This is a genomic window from Larkinella insperata (genome assembly GCF_026248825.1).
In the GTDB taxonomy this organism is placed as follows: domain Bacteria; phylum Bacteroidota; class Bacteroidia; order Cytophagales; family Spirosomataceae; genus Larkinella; species Larkinella insperata.
Genome location: NZ_CP110973.1, coordinates 1,753,117 through 1,771,536, shown reverse-complemented (window position 1 = coordinate 1,771,536; position 18,420 = coordinate 1,753,117). Strand labels below are relative to the sequence as shown.

At 53.8% G+C, this 18,420-nt stretch carries 18 protein-coding genes; 15 read left to right on the top strand and 3 right to left on the bottom strand.

Annotated elements, in window-relative coordinates; all coding sequences use genetic code 11:
- The first annotated feature begins 38 nt into the window (after positions 1 to 38).
- Positions 39 to 593 (top strand): KdsC family phosphatase, encoded by a 555-nt coding sequence (locus OQ371_RS07180; protein WP_265993113.1) that lies wholly within the window; start codon positions 39 to 41, stop codon positions 591 to 593.
- 60 nt (positions 594 to 653) lie between these two features.
- Here OQ371_RS07180 and OQ371_RS07175 read toward each other — a convergent pair whose 3' ends face one another.
- Positions 654 to 1,370: a LexA family transcriptional regulator gene (locus OQ371_RS07175; RefSeq protein ID WP_111628967.1), complete on the bottom strand. Its 717-nt coding sequence runs from the start codon at positions 1,368 to 1,370 to the stop codon at positions 654 to 656.
- A 127-nt stretch (positions 1,371 to 1,497) separates the two neighbouring features.
- Here OQ371_RS07175 and OQ371_RS07170 point away from each other — a divergent pair, with 127 nt between their 5' ends.
- The 11 genes from OQ371_RS07170 (at position 1,498) to ftsZ (ending at position 13,967) form a co-directional block, all read left to right on the top strand.
- A complete protein-coding gene (locus OQ371_RS07170) occupies positions 1,498 to 2,766 on the top strand; it encodes a DNA polymerase Y family protein (RefSeq protein ID WP_265993112.1) in 1,269 nt (422 codons plus the stop codon).
- A gap of 175 nt (positions 2,767 to 2,941) precedes the next feature.
- The gene (locus tag OQ371_RS07165; RefSeq protein ID WP_265993111.1) at positions 2,942 to 3,508 is read left to right on the top strand and encodes a thioredoxin family protein; all 567 of its coding nucleotides are present in this window, start codon (positions 2,942 to 2,944) and stop codon (positions 3,506 to 3,508) included.
- A gap of 210 nt (positions 3,509 to 3,718) precedes the next feature.
- Positions 3,719 to 4,501: a transglutaminase family protein gene (locus tag OQ371_RS07160; RefSeq protein ID WP_265993110.1), complete on the top strand. Its 783-nt coding sequence runs from the start codon at positions 3,719 to 3,721 to the stop codon at positions 4,499 to 4,501.
- Positions 4,502 to 4,605: 104 nt separating this feature from the next.
- Positions 4,606 to 4,938: a large-conductance mechanosensitive channel protein MscL gene (gene mscL / locus OQ371_RS07155; RefSeq protein WP_265993109.1), complete on the top strand. Its 333-nt coding sequence runs from the start codon at positions 4,606 to 4,608 to the stop codon at positions 4,936 to 4,938.
- A 131-nt stretch (positions 4,939 to 5,069) separates the two neighbouring features.
- Entirely contained in the window at positions 5,070 to 6,425 is a 1,356-nt protein-coding gene (murD, locus tag OQ371_RS07150; RefSeq protein WP_265993108.1) for a UDP-N-acetylmuramoyl-L-alanine--D-glutamate ligase, read from the top strand.
- A gap of 81 nt (positions 6,426 to 6,506) precedes the next feature.
- Complete coding sequence (locus OQ371_RS07145) at positions 6,507 to 7,661, top strand: FtsW/RodA/SpoVE family cell cycle protein (RefSeq protein WP_265993107.1); 1,155 nt, start codon at positions 6,507 to 6,509, stop codon at positions 7,659 to 7,661.
- Between the two features lie 38 nt (positions 7,662 to 7,699).
- Positions 7,700 to 8,797 (top strand): undecaprenyldiphospho-muramoylpentapeptide beta-N-acetylglucosaminyltransferase, encoded by a 1,098-nt coding sequence (gene murG, locus OQ371_RS07140; protein ID WP_265993106.1) that lies wholly within the window; start codon positions 7,700 to 7,702, stop codon positions 8,795 to 8,797.
- Between the two features lie 57 nt (positions 8,798 to 8,854).
- Positions 8,855 to 10,243 (top strand): UDP-N-acetylmuramate--L-alanine ligase, encoded by a 1,389-nt coding sequence (gene murC / locus OQ371_RS07135; RefSeq protein WP_265993105.1) that lies wholly within the window; start codon positions 8,855 to 8,857, stop codon positions 10,241 to 10,243.
- A 65-nt stretch (positions 10,244 to 10,308) separates the two neighbouring features.
- Positions 10,309 to 11,052 (top strand): cell division protein FtsQ/DivIB, encoded by a 744-nt coding sequence (locus OQ371_RS07130; RefSeq protein ID WP_265993104.1) that lies wholly within the window; start codon positions 10,309 to 10,311, stop codon positions 11,050 to 11,052.
- Positions 11,049 to 12,452: a cell division protein FtsA gene (gene ftsA / locus OQ371_RS07125; RefSeq protein ID WP_265993103.1), complete on the top strand. Its 1,404-nt coding sequence runs from the start codon at positions 11,049 to 11,051 to the stop codon at positions 12,450 to 12,452. Before OQ371_RS07130 ends, ftsA begins: the two co-directional genes overlap by 4 nt.
- 84 nt (positions 12,453 to 12,536) lie before the next feature.
- On the top strand, positions 12,537 to 13,967 hold the full coding sequence (gene ftsZ, locus OQ371_RS07120) for a cell division protein FtsZ (protein WP_265993102.1): 1,431 nt from the start codon (positions 12,537 to 12,539) through the stop codon (positions 13,965 to 13,967).
- Positions 13,968 to 14,044: 77 nt separating this feature from the next.
- Here the strand turns inward: ftsZ and OQ371_RS07115 are convergent, their stop codons facing one another.
- On the bottom strand, positions 14,045 to 14,605 hold the full coding sequence (locus OQ371_RS07115; protein ID WP_265993101.1) for an NADPH-dependent FMN reductase: 561 nt from the start codon (positions 14,603 to 14,605) through the stop codon (positions 14,045 to 14,047).
- Between the two features lie 77 nt (positions 14,606 to 14,682).
- Between OQ371_RS07115 and OQ371_RS07110 the strand changes: the two genes are divergently transcribed.
- From OQ371_RS07110 to OQ371_RS07100, 3 genes are all read left to right on the top strand, one after another.
- Positions 14,683 to 15,381 carry a DNA alkylation repair protein gene (locus OQ371_RS07110; protein WP_265993100.1) on the top strand — a complete coding sequence of 233 codons (699 nt, stop codon included), beginning with the start codon at positions 14,683 to 14,685 and terminating at the stop codon, positions 15,379 to 15,381.
- Positions 15,382 to 15,468: 87 nt separating this feature from the next.
- Positions 15,469 to 16,311, top strand: a complete 843-nt coding sequence (gene accD, locus OQ371_RS07105; RefSeq protein WP_265993099.1) for an acetyl-CoA carboxylase, carboxyltransferase subunit beta — start codon at positions 15,469 to 15,471, stop codon at positions 16,309 to 16,311.
- 6 nt (positions 16,312 to 16,317) lie between these two features.
- Positions 16,318 to 17,295 (top strand): radical SAM protein, encoded by a 978-nt coding sequence (locus OQ371_RS07100; protein ID WP_265993098.1) that lies wholly within the window; start codon positions 16,318 to 16,320, stop codon positions 17,293 to 17,295.
- A gap of 6 nt (positions 17,296 to 17,301) precedes the next feature.
- On the opposite strand, the gene OQ371_RS07095 is transcribed toward OQ371_RS07100, so the two are convergent.
- Complete coding sequence (locus OQ371_RS07095; protein WP_265993097.1) at positions 17,302 to 18,399, bottom strand: T9SS type A sorting domain-containing protein; 1,098 nt, start codon at positions 18,397 to 18,399, stop codon at positions 17,302 to 17,304.
- Positions 18,400 to 18,420: the final 21 nt, after the last annotated feature.

Sequence of the window (18,420 nt, the reverse complement as noted above, 5' to 3'; positions counted from 1 at the left end):
AATTTAGACCGTATTTTAGCCGAAACCGGTAAGCAGAAATGAACACACTACAGGAACGATTCAGAAAAATCACCACGTTTATTTTCGACGTCGACGGCGTTATGACCGACGGGAGCGTTAATGCGCTGGAATCGGGCGAACAATTCCGGACGTTCAACATTCGGGACGGTTACGCCATCGAACGGGCGGTGCATTCGGGCTACCGGGTGGCGGTGCTGTCGGCGGGCAATCAGGTGGGCGTGCGGAAACGGCTGGAATTTCTGAAAATCAAAGACATTTTTATGGGCGGACCGACGGAGCAGAAGCTGCATGCCTACATCGGTTACCTGAACCGGGATCAGATCAACGAGGACGAAGTGCTGTACATGGGCGACGATATACCGGATTTTCAGATTCTTTCCCGCCCGGATCTGCTTAGTGCGTGCCCGGCCGATGCCGCCGACGAAATCAGGGCCGTCTGTGATTATGTGTCGCCCATAACGGGCGGACGCGGGGCGGTGCGGGATGTAATTGAACAGGTGATGAAATCCCAGAATAAATGGCTTTCGTGGCTGACGACCAATGAGCCTTTTGAGTTGAAAAACGAACGATAACCGCATAAAAAAGCGGGCCTGAACGCGTTCAGGCCCGCTTTTTTATAAAATCTCACGTTGTTATTCCACCGGCGAATCAATCACGCGGACAATCTTCCAGATGCCGCGAATGTCTTTCAGTGGAACCGTTACGCTACCGCCGTTGGGATTGTCGGAGTGCAGCGTTAACCGTTGTTTGGTCAGCAGTTCGTTGTCTTTGATGCGTTTAACGACAAAAAAGTCCCGGTAGATCACCGCGTAAATACCGCCCGACTGGTATTCCCAATTGTTGGGATCCACCAGAACGGCCAGCACTTTCGCACCGTTGGCCAGTTGCGGGGTCATGCTGTTGCCGGAAATCTCGATAATCACCGGATTCTTGTAGTTTCCGATCATGTGGACCGGAACGCGGTACGTTTCCATCTGCGCCATGCTGATTCCTTCGGTGTAGGTCTCGATGAAACTGGCGTAGAAACGCGTCGGTACGAACGGAAGGTCGGTGTACCGAACCTCCAGTTCAATAATCTTCCCATTTTGCTCCGGCTCGTCGATCACGGGTTTTTGGCCCCGCAACAGAAAGTCGGCCCGTACCTGCGGGTATTGCTCCAGAAGCCGCATGATGGTGTCATACGACGGCTTGGCGCGCCCGTTCAGGATGTTGTAAAATTTCGATGAATTCTCACCCAGGTCTTTAGCGGCCTGGTAGATGCTGATTTCCAGAGCGTCGAACACCTGCCGTAGCCGTTCCTGAATCGGTTCCAGACCCTCCTCAAACGATTTTCCCGGTTCGCTAAACATGATATAGTTGTTGACTGTTATAATACAAGTATTATATATTGTGATCAAATTTACTAAATAAAACAACAAATCCGATGAAACCTGCCAGAATAATATTATATGCTAGCCAAATCATAAAATGGAGCGGATGGAGCAATACACAAAGCCGACGGTTTTGTTCGTCGATATGAACAGCTTTTTTGCCAGTTGTGAGCAGCAGGTTAACTTTTACCTGCGTGATCGACCCGTGGCGGTCTGCGTCTACACCGGCAGGCAGGGCTGCGTGATAGCACCTTCCATCGAAGCCAAAAAATTGGGCGTCAGGCTGGGAATGCGGCTGGATGAGGCCACGCAGAGTTGTCCGGGACTGGTGCCGGTTGAGATCAACGCCCAGCGGTATCGGGAATTTCACGGGGCCATTATCGAAGTGCTGCGGACGTTTACGCCCGATGTGTTTCCTAAAAGCATCGACGAAGTCGTGGTTGACCTGACCCGCTGTCAGTTGATGTACAAAGATGTCGGGGAGGTGGCGCGCCAGATTAAAAGCGATATCCGGACAAAAGTCGGCGACTGGCTGCGGTGTTCCATCGGTATTGCGCCCAATGCGTTTCTGGCAAAACTGGGTTCCGGTCTCCAGAAACCGGACGGTCTGGTTATGATTACGCCCGAAACCATCGACGACGTCTTGAAAGACCTTTCACTAACCGACCTGCCCGGCATCGGGCAGCGCATGGCCAACCGGTTGCAGGCCCAGGGCATCCTGACTCCGCTGGATCTGCGGTACGCGTTGCCGGAGCGGCTGCGGGTGGTTTGCAACAGCATCATCGGCTGGCACTGGCATCTTCGGCTGAACTTCGGGGGCGAAGTAGAGCTGGAAACCGTTGAGTACAAGAGTATGCAGGCCATGCGAACGGTTTCGGCTGGTCAGCGGCAATCGCCGGAGCAACTCGACGAACTGCTGCAATCGCTCTGCCTGTCGCTCGAACGCCGGATGATAAAGCAGGATGTTTTTTGCCAGGACGTAACGTTTTACTGCCGCTACCACGACGGTCGGAATTACTGCGATGAAATCAAACTACCCGAACCCGGGCAGGATAGCATGGAACTGTATACCCTGATTCGGCAGCGTTTCGGACGGTTTCAGGATGTTGACCGGTGCGAACCCATCCTGAGCTGCTCGATCCGGAGCATGAGCGTCAGCGTGTCTCGCTTCATGCCGGCCCAGCTGGTGCCGTTCAGCCTGTTTGAAAACAACACCCGTAAAAATACACTTCGCAAAGCCGTATACGACGTGAAAGCTAAGTTCGGCAGCGACAAAATTATGCGGGCCACTGAACTGCGCGACCATCCCGTTTTCCGGACTGTTATGGGATTTGGTTCCATCAAAGATTTGGACGACGACCAAAACCCGTTCTGAATAATTTAATTTTGTACAGTCTTGCTGTTTCTAGTGCCAATCTTGTTACCATTACAGGGTTTATAAGTCAAAATAAGGCCATGAACTTGCGGTTATGGCATATTGTTACTTCGTTACTGTTCGTTATTCAATCGATAGGGCGACTCCCGACGGTTTCGCGCAAACCATTACCTGTATGACCAAGTCATTCTCCCTGATTCTCACGTTTTTGCTGGTGGCCGTCACGCTGGTTGCTTTCCGCCCCCGCCCCGAAGCCGTTAAGGAAGAAGCCAAAATTAAGTGGCTGACGATTGAAGAAGCTTTTGCCCTAAACCAGAAGCAGCCCAAAAAGATATTCATTGACGTGTATACCGACTGGTGCGGCTGGTGTAAGGTGATGGACCGCGAAACGTTCAGCAACCCCTCGGTGGCCGACTACATCAGTAAAAATTATTACGCCGTCAAGCTCAACGCCGAGCAGAAGGAGGACATCGTGCTCGGAAAAGATAAATTTGTGTACGTGGCTCAGGGCAACCGGGGCTATCACCAGCTGGCAGCAGCTCTGTTGCAGAACCAACTTAGCTATCCGACTGTGGTGTTTATGAACGAAAAGTTTCAGGCTATTCAGCCCATTCCCGGTTTCATGAAGCCGCCGGTTTTTCACCAGATCATTACGTTCATCGGCGGGGATCACTATAAATCCGAACCGTTCGAACAGTTTAAGGCGACGACATATACCAAAAAATACTCGGTAAAACTGTAGCTTAACCCGTTACCGAAAGCCCTCAAAAGCCGTCAGAAGGCCGTAGCAAAGCGGTATTCTGTCGGCTTTTTTGCAGTTTCGCCCGTTCGTACAGGTTTTGTGACCAGCTGTTGCAACAATTCCGGAAGCATTTGGTTTAAAGAAATTAGAGAGCGCTAAGCTGGCCATTAGCCTGCCCTACTGAACGTAAATCATCAATCATCCCATTTTATGAAGCTTTTCGCTGGCTGTGAACTCACTTACGACGTTCCGGCCCCGGCACCTGTTGTGCTGATGTTACGCCCCCGCTCCGGCGCCGGGCAGTGGATCATCTCCGAAGAATACCAGATTGAACCCAACACGCCGGTTGTTGAATACACCGATACCTACGGCAATCTCTGCCAGCGACTGGTTGCCCCGGCAGGACCGTTCCGAATTGAAATTTCGCTGACCGCCGAAACCGCTGACAGCATCGACGTGGCACTCGGAGCGCCGTTTGTTCCGGTTGAGGAGCTACCCGACGATACGCTGCAGTTTTTGCTGCCCAGCCGCTACTGCCAGTCGGATCGGCTGGGAGCCCAGGCCATGGACATTACGGCGGGGTTTGCCCCCGGCTACAACCAGGTAGAAGCCATACGAAGCTGGATTCAAAACCACATCACCTACCAGTACGGCACCAGCGATGCAACGACGTCCTCCGTGGATACCGCCGAAAAACGCATTGGCGTTTGCCGCGATTTTGCACACCTGGGAATTGCCCTCTGCCGGAGCCTGAACATTCCGGCCCGGATGGTGGTCGGGTATCTCTACAAACTCGATCCGATGGACCTCCACGCCTGGTTTGAGGCTTTTGTCGACGGTCGCTGGTATACTTTTGATGCCACCCAGAAAGAGCCGCGAGGCAACCGGATTGTCGTGGCTTACGGGCGCGATGCCGCCGATGTAGCCCTGGCAACCCAATACGGCCCGATGGCTTTGAAAGGCATGAAAGTTTGGGTAGAGGAGAAGCTGTAACCGCCAGTTTGCAACAGGAAGCCCATGCTGTTATTAATTTTTGTAAAAAGATTTGACCGAATGGTTACATTTTTTAACTTCCTGCGAATCAAACTGTGCCTACCATGCTGAGAGAATTTAGAACCTTTATTGCCCAGGGCAACGTACTGGATTTGGCTGTGGGTGTTATCATCGGAGCCGCTTTCGGAAAAATTACCACATCGCTGGTCGAAGACATTATCAATCCGATCTTAGGTATCTTGACCGGTGGAATCGACTTTAGTGAGTTGAAAATTGTTCTGCGGGCCGCCGTTGGCGATACGCCGGAGGTGGCCATCCGCTACGGCAACTTCCTCAATATTGTGATTCAATTCTTGATTATTGCCTGGGTTGTGTTTCTCATTGTAAAGGCAGCCAACCGGTTACGTGTATCGACGTCGCTGGAAAAGAAAGAATGACCTTTCCGCTGTACCCACCCATTTGACCCCGCTCGCAAGCGGGGTTTCTTTTTATTCTCAAAAAGATTGCCGGAGGAACGGACAGACTACGGCGAAACCTCTATTTTTGTTTCTGGTTTGCACATAACGATATGGAAGGTAAAGTGCCGTTGATGGTTATTTTGGGCGGTGGAGAGAGTGGTGTTGGTGCCGCTTTGCTCGCGAAAGCCAAGGGGTATACGGTTTTTTTGTCCGACAAGAGTCTCTTGCAGGAATCCTACCGGAACACCCTGCTTCAGCACGGTATTCCGTTTGAAGAGGGGCAACACACCGAAAAACAGATTCTTCAGGCGCAGGAAGTAGTCAAAAGTCCCGGTATTCCGGAAAAAGCCGCCATTATTCAGAAACTGCGGCAACAAAACATTCCCGTTATTTCGGAAATTGAGCTGGCAGCCCGGTACACCAACGCCCGGCTGATCGGCATTACGGGCAGCAACGGCAAAACTACTACCACCCTCCTGACGTACCATTTGCTGAAAGCCGCCGGGCTTAACGTCGGTCTGGCCGGAAACATCGGCGACAGCTTCGCCCGGCAGGTTCTTGAAAACACATTCGATTATTACGTGCTGGAATTGAGCAGCTTCCAACTGGACGATATGTACCGCACCCGGATGAACGTTGCCATTCTGCTCAACATAACACCCGATCACTTGGACCGGTACGAATACCAGTTTCAGAACTACGCGAATTCCAAATTCCGCATTTTACAGAACATGACGCCTGACGATACGCTGATCTATTATCAGGAAGATCCGGTAATCGGCAGGGAACTGGCGGACCGGCAACCGGCGGTACAACGGCGGCCCGTTTCGCTAATCGATACGCCCCGGCCCGGCGCTCACCTGAACGATGGGACGCTAGTGCTGGATGACGGTCGTCAGCCGCTCCGAATAGATACCGCCGAGCTGCCCCTGAAAGGCAAGCACAACGCCATCAACATGCTGGCGGCCCTCTCAGCCGCTCAGGCGGTGGGCGTGGGGCCGGAAGCCCTGCGTCAGGGACTGATGACATTCGAGAACGCTCCGCACCGGCTCGAACCGGCGGGCGAAATCAATGGGGTGCAGTTTATCAACGACTCCAAAGCCACCAACGTCGATTCGGTCTATTACGCTCTCGAAAGCATGACAACGCCGGTGATCTGGATGGCGGGCGGCCTCGACAAAGGCAATGATTACGGCCAGCTGGCCGAACTAGTGCGCGAAAAAGTGAAAGCGCTGATTTGCCTGGGCAAAGACAACCAGAAACTGGTTACTTATTTCGCCGACCGGGTTCCGGCCCTGTTCGAAACGCAGGATGTCAACGAAGCCGTTGCCAAGGGCCTGGAATGGGGCCAGCCGGGCGATACGGTGTTGCTGTCTCCGGCCTGCGCCAGTTTTGACCTGTTCCGCAACTACGAAGACCGGGGCAACCAATTCAAGGAAGCGGTTAAGAAAAGAATGATGAATTAGGAAGGGTAAACGCCGAACGAACGGCCGTAACGGGTTTTCATTCGGCGTTCATCCTGCATCACCCATAACTTGATCAGGGAAATGACAATTTCACCGACTGGCTGGCTGAAAAACAACATCAAGGGCGACTACCATATCTGGGGCGTGGTGTTGTTTTTTTCGATTATGAGTATCGCCGTTGTTTACAGCGCAACCGGCACGATGGCGTACCAGAAGCTGCAATCGACGGAGTACTACCTTTTCAAGCACGGGGCGCTGGTGGCGCTGGGGCTGGCCTGCATGTGGATCGCCCACCGGTTTAACTACATCTATTACGCCCGGCTTTCGCGGTTTGGCATGTGGCTTTCGGTGCCGCTGCTGCTGTGGGCCTATTTCAAGGGAACCAACCTCAACGAAGCATCCCGCTGGATCACCATCCCGCTGATCAACCAGACATTCCAGCCGTCGGATTTGGCCAAACTGGCTTTAATCTCCAACCTGGCCGCCATGCTGGCCAAACGGCAACACATCAAGCGGGAAGAATACGATGCCAGCATCCTGACCAACATGATCATCTGGATTGGTTTGATCTGCGCCTGTATTGTCCTCAGTAATGCCTCAACGGCGGTTTTACTGGCCGCAACCTGCTTTTTGCTGATGTACATCGGCCGCGTGCCAATGAAGTATCTGGTAGGCATGGTGGTCGTTTGTATGATCATGGGCAGTTTTGCCCTCATGCTCGGCCAACGGGCCAAAACGTCGGGCAGCCGATTAACCAATTACTGGGAAACCTTCAACGGAAAGCGGCCTCCCGAGTTTCAGGTGGAGCAATCCTACATCGCCCTGGCGCACGGCGGCATCTACGGACAGGGGCCCGGCAACAGCCACCAGCGGAACTACCTGCCCCATTCCTACTCCGACTTCATTTTTGCCATGATCGTGGAAGAATACGGATTGATCGGGGGCGTCGTTATCGTCATGGCGTATCTCTACCTGCTCTGGCGGGGAATGCGGGCCATTCGAAAGGCCAACCGGGCCTATGGCGGTCTGCTGTCGGCCGGGCTAACGTTCAGCATCGTGATTCAGGCGATGATCAACATGGCGGTTTCGGTGGGTCTGGTTCCGGTGACGGGCCAGCCGCTGCCATTGCTGAGTATGGGTGGTACGTCGCTGCTTTTTACCGGAACGGCCATCGGGATTATCATCAGTGTCAGCCGGGGGGAAGCCGACGAAAGCAATTTGATGAAAACCGCCTGACTCGTTGACGGGCTTTTTCATCGCAATCGAAACTCTTTATGCCAAAACGCATTATCATCAGTGGCGGAGGAACCGGCGGACACATTTATCCGGCGATTGCCATTGCCAATGAATTAAAGACCATCGATCCGACCATTGAAATCCTGTTTGTGGGGGCGGAAGGGAAGATGGAAATGGAAAAAGTGCCCCGGGCCGGGTACGAGATCATCGGGTTGCCCGTGGTCGGTATCAAACGCCAGCTGACGGCCGAAAACCTGGCTTTTCCGTTCAAGCTCGGCCGGAGCTTCTGGCGGGCCCGCCAGATCGTTCAGCAATTTCGGCCCGATGCAGCCGTCGGGGTGGGTGGGTACGCCAGCGGACCGGTTTTGCTGGCGGCTTCGTTGAAAGGCATTCCCACGCTGATTCAGGAACAAAACTCCTACGCCGGGTTAACCAACAAATTGCTGTCTCGCAAGGCGCGGACCATTTGCGTGGCTTATCCGGGGATGGAAGCATTTTTTCCCGAAAGTAAACTGATCTTAACCGGCAACCCGGTCCGCACGGATATTATGCAGGCGAGTATGAAACGGGCCGAAGGGCTGTCGTTTTTCAAGCTGGAACCGGACCGCAAAACGCTGCTCATCATTGGCGGTAGCCAAGGAGCGCGAACCATCAACGAAAGCGTTGAGAAAGACCTGAATGCCTTGATCGAATCGGGTTACCAGGTCGTGTGGCAAACCGGGACGGCATTTATCGAGCGAGCCCGCAAAGCCATCGCTGATGCGGGAACGGACCGCATTAAAGCTTTCGACTTTGTCTACGAAATGGATCTGGCGTACGCGGCAGCCGACGTGGTGGTTTCGCGGGCGGGTGCGCTGTCGATTTCTGAACTGTGTCTGGTGACAAAACCCGCCATTCTGGTACCGTTGCCGACGGCAGCCGAAGACCATCAGACGAAAAACGCGTTGAGCCTGGTGAACCGGAATGCGGCTTTGCTGGTCAAAGACCGTGACGCTGCGACTGAACTGATTCCGGCGGCTCTGCGGCTTTTGGCCGATGCCGGGCAGCAGCATACGCTCAGTCAGAACATCAGTGGTCTGGCGCGGCCCAAAGCCGCCCGCGAAATTGCAGAAGAAGTATTGAGACTGATAAAATAAGGGACGACGGTTTGCGTGATTAACAAGGGCGATTACGTCGGCATCCCAACCAAAAAAATGACTTTAGACAACATTCGTTACGTTTATTTTCTGGGAATCGGTGGCATCGGTATGAGTGCGCTGGCGCGCTGGTTTCTGGTGAACGGCTATGAAGTGGCCGGGTACGACAAAACCTCCACGCCCCTGACCGACGCGCTGCAACAGGAGGGCATGGTCATTCATTTCGTGGAAGATGTCGAGCAGATTCCGGTTCACTTTCGGGAAAACCGTTCGGAAACGCTGATCATCTACACGCCCGCCGTTCCGAAAAACCACCAGGAATACATTTACCTGACCGAACAGGGCTTTACCCTGCAGAAACGCTCGCAGGTGCTGGGCCTGCTGGCCAGCCGGATGACAACCGTGGCCATCGCCGGAACGCACGGCAAAACCACCACGTCGTCGATGGTAGCCCACATTCTGAGGGATGCCGGGGTAAACTGCGCGGCTTTTCTGGGCGGAATCACCCAGAACTACGGTACCAATTTCCTGCTCAACGAACCAACCGAAGACCTGTCAAACGTCATTTGCGTGGTGGAAGCCGACGAGTTTGACCGCTCGTTTCTGACCTTGTTTCCGCAGGTTGCGATTGTGACTTCAACCGACGCCGACCACCTCGATATTTACGGCAATCATGATTCCGTGCTGGAGTCTTTCCGGGCATTTGTCGGACAGATCAAGCCGGATGGTGCTCTTTTTATGAAAAAAGGGCTGGCGCTGGCCGATCACACACCGGCAACGGTTTACGAATACTCTCTCAACGAAGGCCCGTACCACAGCCGGAATCTGCGGATTGAAAACGCCTGTTTTGTCTTCGATATTGTTCATCCTGACGGGGTTATCGAGGGGGTGAGCCTGCAGGTGCCGGGTTTTCACAACGCTGAAAACGCCGTTGCGGCTGCGGCTGCGGCTCTTCAGGTGGGCGTTGAACCGGAAGCTATCGGGCGGGCGCTCGGAAATTATAAAGGGGTAAAACGTCGCTTTGAATACATACTCAAATCAAAAAATACTATATTTATCGACGATTATGCCCACCATCCGGCGGAAGTTTCTGCCTTTTTGTCCTCATTGAAAGCACTGTATCCGGAGCGCAAGGTGACGGCTATCTTCCAACCCCACCTCTATAGCCGAACCCGGGATTTTGCCGATGAGTTTGCAGAAAGTCTCTCGCTGGCCGACCGCGTGATCCTGCTCGACATTTATCCGGCGCGGGAGTTGCCCATCGAAGGAGTGAGTGCCGACCTGATTTTTAAATCCATTACGTCTGAAAGCAAAGTTCAGTGTACCAAAGCCGAGTTGCCCGACATTCTGCGCAACGATCCGCCCGAACTGGTGGCCACCATCGGCGCGGGCGACATCGATCAGATGATTCCGGTACTGCGAAATTTATTTCAGACCAATCAATAAAAATAAATCTTTTTTAGAGTTAATAAAGACGGATGTTTTCTATTTTGCCCATAAATAGAACCTTCTTGCTAACCGTAGCAGGTTTTGCCGTTTTGGTGGGGCTAATCGCCTTTACCGAGCACCGGCAGACCCATCGGCAGTGCGAAGGGATCGACATCCGGATGGATGAAGTGGACGGGCATCGATTTCTGAACCGGAACGATGTGATGCGTACACTGACCAACGACGGGGCAGACCCTCTGCTGGGCGATGATTTCGCCAGCATGAATCTGAAGCGACTGGAAAAGCGCCTGGAACGAAACGGTCTGGTGAAGAGCTGCGAACTGTTTCGGGATTTGAAGGGCACGCTCATCGTCGCCATCAAGCAGCAGCGGCCCATCGCCCGGCTGGTGCCCGATGGCGAGGAAGATAAATCGGCGTTTGCCGGTTACTACCTGACGGAAGAAGGCCGCTGGTTTCCGCTTTCGATGAATTATACGGCGCGGGTCGTGTTGTTGTCCGGTTCTTACTTCAGCCAGCGGCAGTCGCTGACCACCGAAAAGTACCAGCCTTTGCTGGCGTTGCTGAAGCAGATTGAAACGGACCCGTTCTGGAAAGCGCAGGTGGCGCAGGTGGTTGTCGACAAAAACCGGGAAGTAACGCTGGTTCCGCAGGTGGGCGACTGCCTGATTGAAATCGGTCAGCCCGTTGATCTGGAGATGAAACTTGAGAAAATAAAATTATTTTACAAACACATCCTGCCCTTGAAAGGCTGGGACCGATACCGGAAGGTAAGTGTACAGTACCGTAACCAGATAGTGTGCGAATGATACCCAAGCAGGAAGAAATTATAGTAGGACTGGACATCGGCAGCACCAAAGTGTGCGCCGTGGCTGGCCGCCTTATCCGCAATAACGATCACGCCCGCTTGGATGTTCTGGGCGTGGGGAAAGCCATCTCGAAAGGAGTTACGAAAGGTTCCGTTGTTAATATTGGCCAAACCGTCGAAGCAATCAACCGTGCCGTTGAAGAAGCCGCCGGGCAAGCCAACATCGATATTCACGTTGTTAATGTCAGTTTTTCGGGGCAAAACATAACGGCTCGTCGGCAGCATGGAAGCATCACCCGTACCTCGCCCGGCGACGAAGTAGTGGCCGACGACATTGATCACCTGGTTGGTGATATGTACCGTTCGGTGTTGCCGGCCGGTTCGGAAATCGTGCACGTCCTGCCGATGGATTTCACAGTCGACAGCGAATCCAACATCGACTATCCCGTGGGGCGGATTGGCGTCAAGCTTGAGGCTGATTTTCAGGTCATCACGGCTCAGACGAGTTCGGCTTCGTATACACGTAAGTGTATTCAGCGCGCCCGGTCGGTATCGCCCAGCCGCGAACCGCTGGAAAACGATAAATTTCTGCTCGCTCCCCTGGCATCGGCCCTGGCCGTGTTGACCGAAGAAGAGAAACACGCCGGTGTGGCGCTGGTTGACATCGGGGGCGGGACGACCGAAATTGCGATTTACCACAAAAATGTTCTGCGGCACGTTGCCGTCATTCCGTACGCCGGCAACAGCCTGACATCGGATCTGGAGATCGGTTGCCGGGTTTTGCCGACGCAGGCCGAACTCCTGAAAACCAAGTTCGGGAGCGCCGATCCGAGTGATTTCCGGTTGAACGAGGTGGTTGCCGTACCGAATCTGAGCGGCCGCCCGCCCAAGGATATTCTCCTGAAAAACGTTGCGCTGGTGATCGAAGCCCGTCTGAAAGAGATTGCGGCCATGGTACAGGCCGAAATCATTCGGTCCGGCTACCGCGATAAACTGGTCGCCGGGGTTGTGCTGACGGGGGGGACAGCCGCTATTTCGGGTATTGAGCGGATTTTCGAGCGTGTTACAAGCCTGGACGTCCGGATCGGATTTCCGGATCAGCTCGAACACAACGTCAAGGCCGACCTGGTGAGCGACCCGGCTTTTGCTACGGCGGTTGGCCTGGTTTGGGCCGGTTTCAAGCGGCTCGACGACCGGATTCCGCTGCATACTTCGGTCCTGCAACCGGCGGTCAGCCATCCCAGCAACGGGCACGGCAACCTGGGGCAGGGAGCCGGGAAAAGCACCAAAGAACCCGAAAAGAAAAAAGAAAAAGGAGGTGGTATCCTGGATTGGTTCCGCAAGGTCCTGACCGACGATATTAGCAAAGATCTCGGACCCGACGACCGGTACAATCAATAAGTACGTACCTTTGGGCGGTAAACTTCCTGGCAGGCCCGGAAGTTACCCAATAGATATTCATTAGCGCACCAAAAATTAACAGGTATGCCAGAGGCATTGGAGTACGGCATAAGGTTCGAATTCGCCGACGAGGAAGAGGAACCAATTATTAAAGTAATCGGCGTCGGTGGGGGCGGTAGCAATGCCGTCAATCACATGTTCCGGATGGGCGTTAATGATGTCGATTTTATTGTTTGCAATACCGACCGCCAGGCGCTGACCAATAGCCCCGTTAAAACGAAAATTCAACTCGGGGCGCTGCTAACGTCTGGTCTGGGTGCCGGAACCAACCCGGAAGTGGGTCGTCAGGCGGCTCTGGAAAATGCCGAAGACATCCGGAAAGTACTCAATGAACCCACCAAAATGGTGTTCATTACGGCTGGTATGGGTGGGGGAACCGGTACGGGTGCGGCTCCGGTTATCGCGCAGATTGCCCGGGAAATGGGCTTGCTGACGATTGCCGTCGTAACGGCTCCGTTCGATTTCGAAGGTATCGAGAAGCTGGACCAGGCCATGCGCGGTATCGATGAGTTGAAAGAATACTGCGACACCGTACTGGTGATCCTGAACGATAAACTGGCGGAAATCTTCGAAGATTTCCCGATGGATCAGGCGTTTGCCAAAGCCGATGATGTACTGGCGAATGCCGTTAAAAGTATTGCCGAAATCATTACCGTGCAGGGCGAAATCAACGTCGATTTTATGGACGTGAAGCGGGTGCTGGAAGGCGCCGGTCAGGCCGTGATGGGTTCCGCCGACGCGGTGGGCGAAAACCGGGCTTTGACGGCCATTCAGGATGCGCTCAATTCACCGCTGCTCAACGACCGCGACATTCGGGGTGCCAAACGGATTCTGCTTACGATGGCTTCGGGGCCGGATGCGCGCACGACCATGCGAGAATTGCAGGTTATTACGGGGTACATTAAAGAGAAAATCGGGAAAGACAAGCAGGCGCACCTGTTCAAATACGGAACCATCAAGGACGAAAAGCTGGGCAAGAACCTTCGCGTAACGGTTATTGCGGCAGGCTTCGATCTGCCGTCGGAACGGCCGGATTTTCCGCCCAAAGACTGGTCACAGCGTATGCCCCTGAAGGAGCATGAGGAAGTGCTGGATGAGTTGCCGCTGGTGGAGGAAGACGTAAAGCCGGAAATGCAGACGGTAGACGAGGTTGAAAATCCGCTTACGCCAACTTCCGGGGATATGCACGCACCTGCGCCCGTACCCGTTCCGGTTTATGACGAAACGCCAACGCGGGGTGATTATCCAAACCTGGATGAGGGCTTTCTGGTGGAGGAAAAGCGGGAGGATGATCTGCTGCAAATTCAGAAAATGGTCGAAAGCTTCGTGCAGGTTCGCTATTCGGATCGGGAACGGGAATTGGAAACCCCGGCCTTTGCCCGCCAGAAAGTGACCTTGTATGAACTGCCGCTTCTGAACGAAAAAGACTTTATCCGAAGTCGGTTGAATGACTAAAAAGAGAGATATAATCGCTTTAACGAAAAAGCAGCACTGGTTCAGCGCTGCTTTTTCGTTAATAATTGGGAGTGGGCTCAAAAGTCGATCAACTGCTGGGCCTGCTGCCGCAACAGCATGTTGTACAAGTCGCCCTCCAGGGCACCTTCCTTCCAGTGGTTTCGGATATTGGCCAGCTTCACGCGCAACGCCAGGGCATTTGAACCCAGGTAACTGAAAATATCGCTTAGATGACTGAGTGCCAGAGCCCCCCCCTGATGATTGGCCGACAGGCCCACCAGCGCGAGTTTTTTGTTGGCCAAACCGCTGGGATAGCTCATGCCGTCGATAAACGCCTTCAGCACGCCCGGGTAGGAGTTGTTGTATTCCGGAACGATAAACACCATCTTTTTGGCCCGCTCCACTACCTCTTTGTACCGGTTGAATTCAGGATTTTTTCCCGTATTTTCGTACAAAGCCGTCGTCACAAAATCGGGGGGAAGGCCGCTCAGATCGAGAACTTGACTCGAGACGCCCAGTTGTTCGAAAATTCCGTGGTAATAATCGGCGATGTGGCGCGACATGGAATTTTTGCGGTTTGTGCCGACAATGATGATGATGGGACTTTCGCTTATCGGTTCGGTAGGGTTTGTATTCATCCGCTTAAAGTTCGTTCATCCGAGGTGGTTCGGTTGCTCCAATAACAACCCATTCTAGTTTTAGTTCGAGTACTGCGATGACTTACGAAGACGTTAAAGCTGAGTTACTGGCGCTGGGCAATCCCGAAAAAGCCAGCTTTTTTAAACGGTTTTTCAAAACGGGGCCGGGGCAATACGGTGAAGGGGATCAATTTCTGGGTATTTCCGTGCCGCCCCAGCGCGTTGTTGCTCAAAAATACCGGCTGCTGCCGCTCGACGAAACCGAAAAGCTCGTCCGCGACCCGTTTCATGAGTGCCGTCTGACGGGCTTGATTATCTGGACCAACCAGGCCCGGCGCTCCGGGGAGGCAAACCGCAAACTTATTTTTGATTATTATCTCCGGAATAAATCGTTTGTTAACAACTGGGATCTGGTTGATACGAGTTGTCCGGAAATCGTCGGAACGTATTTGCTCGACAAAGACCGTAGCGTTTTGTACGAACTCGTGGGGGAGAACCAGTTGTGGTCGCAGCGGATCGCGATGGTGTCGACGATCGCATTTATCCGCAAAAATCAGTTTCAAGACGCTTTTCAGCTGGCTGAGCGGTTGCTGGATCACCGGCACGATTTGATGCACAAAGCCGTTGGCTGGATGCTGCGGGAGGTCGGAAAAAAGAATTCGGACGCCCTTGAGGAGTTTCTGCACGACCATGCCGGACGGTTTCCGCGCACGGCTCTGCGTTACGCAATCGAGCGATTTGAACCCGCCCGCCGAAAGTACTATCTTGCACTATAACCGTGCCTGCTGTTTTCTTATTATCTTTGCCCCCTGCTTTGTAAGCAAATTCTTGAATACGAACTGTTAACTGGAGACTGACACCCTATGTCGTGGTTTATCCGTAAAGAAAAAGGGATCAATACACCGACCGAAATGAAGCGCGAAGCGCCGGACGGTTTGTGGTACCAATGCCCGAATTGCAAGAAAATAATGCACACGCGGGAGCACAAGCTAAACGCTTACACCTGCGTACACTGCAACTACCACGAGAAAATTGGTTCGGAAGCGTACTTCTCGCTGCTTTTCGACGACGGAGCGTTTACCGAATTGGATGCTAACATGACTTCGGCCGACCCGCTGAAGTTTGTTGATACGAAGCCGTATCCGGAGCGGGTGAAAGCCAGCATTGCCAAAACGAACCTGAAAGACGCGGTTCGGTCGGCTTACGGCAAAATGAATGAGCAGGATGTTACGGTGGCCTGTATGGATTTCAATTTCATCGGCGGCTCCATGGGCTCGGTGGTGGGTGAGAAGATTGCACGGGCTATTGATCATTCACTGAAAACCCGGACCCCGTTCCTGATGATTTCACGGTCGGGGGGCGCCCGGATGATGGAAGCCGGTTATTCGCTGATGCAAATGGCCAAAACCTCGGCCAAGCTGGCGCTGCTGTCGAACGAGAAAATACCGTATGTTTCCCTGCTGACCGATCCGACAACCGGGGGCGTTACGGCTTCTTTCGCCATGCTGGGCGATTTTAACATCGCCGAACCGGGCGCCCTGATCGGGTTTGCCGGGCCGCGGGTGATTCGCGAAACCATCGGTAAAAACCTGCCCGAAGGGTTTCAGAGCGCCGAGTTTGTCCTCGAACACGGTTTTCTGGACTTTATCGTCGATCGGAAGGACCTGAAAGATAAGCTGACGACCTTGTTTAAAATGTTGCAGTAACAGCCCATGCGTCTGGTTTCCCACCCCGTCTTGTGCAACTACTACGTGACCTATCGCTGCAACGCGAGCTGTAGTTTTTGTGATATCTGGGAGCGTCCTTCGCCGTATGTGACGCTGGAAAACGTGCGCGACAACCTGCGGGATCTGAAGCGGCTGGGCGTTCGGGTGGTTGATTTCACGGGGGGCGAACCGCTGCTGCACCGCCAACTGGACGAATTCCTGCGCGAAGCCAAGAAGCTCGGTCTGATTACCACTATCACGACCAACGGCCTTTTGTATCCGAAATACGCCGAACGGTTGCGGGGCCTGATTGACATGCTGCATTTTTCTCTGGATTCGCCGATTGCCGAGGAACACGACCAATCGCGCGGTGTCAAGTGCTTTGATAAAGTGATGGAGTCCATCGCCCTGGCCCGGCAATTGGGGGAGCGGCCGGACATTCTGTTTACGGTGTTCGAGCACAACGTCCACCAGATCAAACAACTGCACGAAGAAATCTGCCTGCCCAACAATTTGGTGCTGATCCTGAACCCGGTTTTCGAATACAACGAGGTGGAAACCGGGGCCGGATTTACCGAAAAGTCGTTACAGGAAATGACGTGGTGGGGCAAACAGAAAAACGTATACCTCAACGACGCTTTCATTCAGCTCCGGCGCGATGGCGGCAACCACGTTGAAGACCCGGTTTGCCTGGCAGGCAGCACCACGCTCGTCATCTCGCCCGAAAACAAACTGGTGTTGCCGTGTTACCACCTCGGGTTGAAAGATTTCCCCATCGAGGGCGATTTGTACAACCTGTACCGTTCGGAGGAAGTGCAGAAGCTGGTGGCGCTGGAGGGCCGGCTGCCGGGCTGTGAAGGTTGCGCCATCAATTGCTACATGCAGCCTTCGTTTGCGGTGGAAATGAACCGGTATTGGTGGAAAGCCCTGCCGAGCACCTTGAAATACAACCGCATCAAAGGCACCTGGAAACAGCTCTTTTGAGCGGCCTTATTGCTTCAGCACTTTGCTGGTATACACCCGCCCCCGCACCGACGTTCTAATCAGATACAGACCCGGTGCCAGTTTTTCAGGCCCGATTCGCTCTTCAATCTCCTGCGACGCTTTCCGGGTGGTCACTTCCTGAATCAACCGGCCCTGGTTGTCCAGCAACTGAAACGTGGCCGTGGTGGGTTTACGGCTCTTTAGCTTCACCAGGAAGCGGTTCGGGGATGGACTCGGGTAAGCCGCAACCGTAATATCCGGATCGTTGGAGGGCTCTTCCCAACCCGTCAGCAGCCCTCCGGGTAGCGCAGGTTCGTAAGGTGGAATCGTACCGGGCGTCCCGCCAGCGTTATCGACAATCAGGGCTATCATGTCGAATACCGTTTCGCTGATTCGCTGGCCGTTGCGCCACTCTTCAGCCGCTACCGCAAAGCCGTAATTTCCCGTTTCAGTAGGGGCGTTCCAGACCAGTTGGCCGGTCTGCGGACCAACGCTGAAAACTCCCCGGCGCGTTACGTCGTTAGGGAACGTGTAACCGGCGACGGGTTGGCCTCCCTGGTCGCAACCCCCACTTTGCACCCGGACCAAGTAATGCACCACGCTATCGCCTTCGGAATCTTTTGCCAGAAAATTGTATTCGACTTTCTGATTGGCCAGGCCGGTCAGCCGATTGTCGAGATCTTCAAAGACCGGTGTGGTGTTGATTTGTGCGGTGGTGAAGGTCGTCTGGATGTAAAAAGGAATGCTGAGCGCCGACGGAACATTGCGGGAGTCGGTGCGATTGGGGATGGACACGGCTACCGTTCGGTTGCCGGAACCGCTGCCGTTGAACGAGCGCGTTGTTCGGTACTCATTCAGCAGGATACCGCCTTCCAGCGCGAGGCTACTGCTTCGGGCTGCCGTGACGGGTTCGGAGCCGTCATCAAAGCAAACGGGTATGGATATTTCCTGCTGACTGGTTCCCGAACGTTCCAAGTAAAGCCTGACGATGATTTCATACGTGGCAGGAGATACGTTTCGCACCTGAATGTAGCCGCCCAGTATGTGCGTACTGAATGCCGGGACTGCGCTCAAAACGAACAGGAATGTAGTAATCATTTTCATAAGAGCGGGGATAGGCGTGGA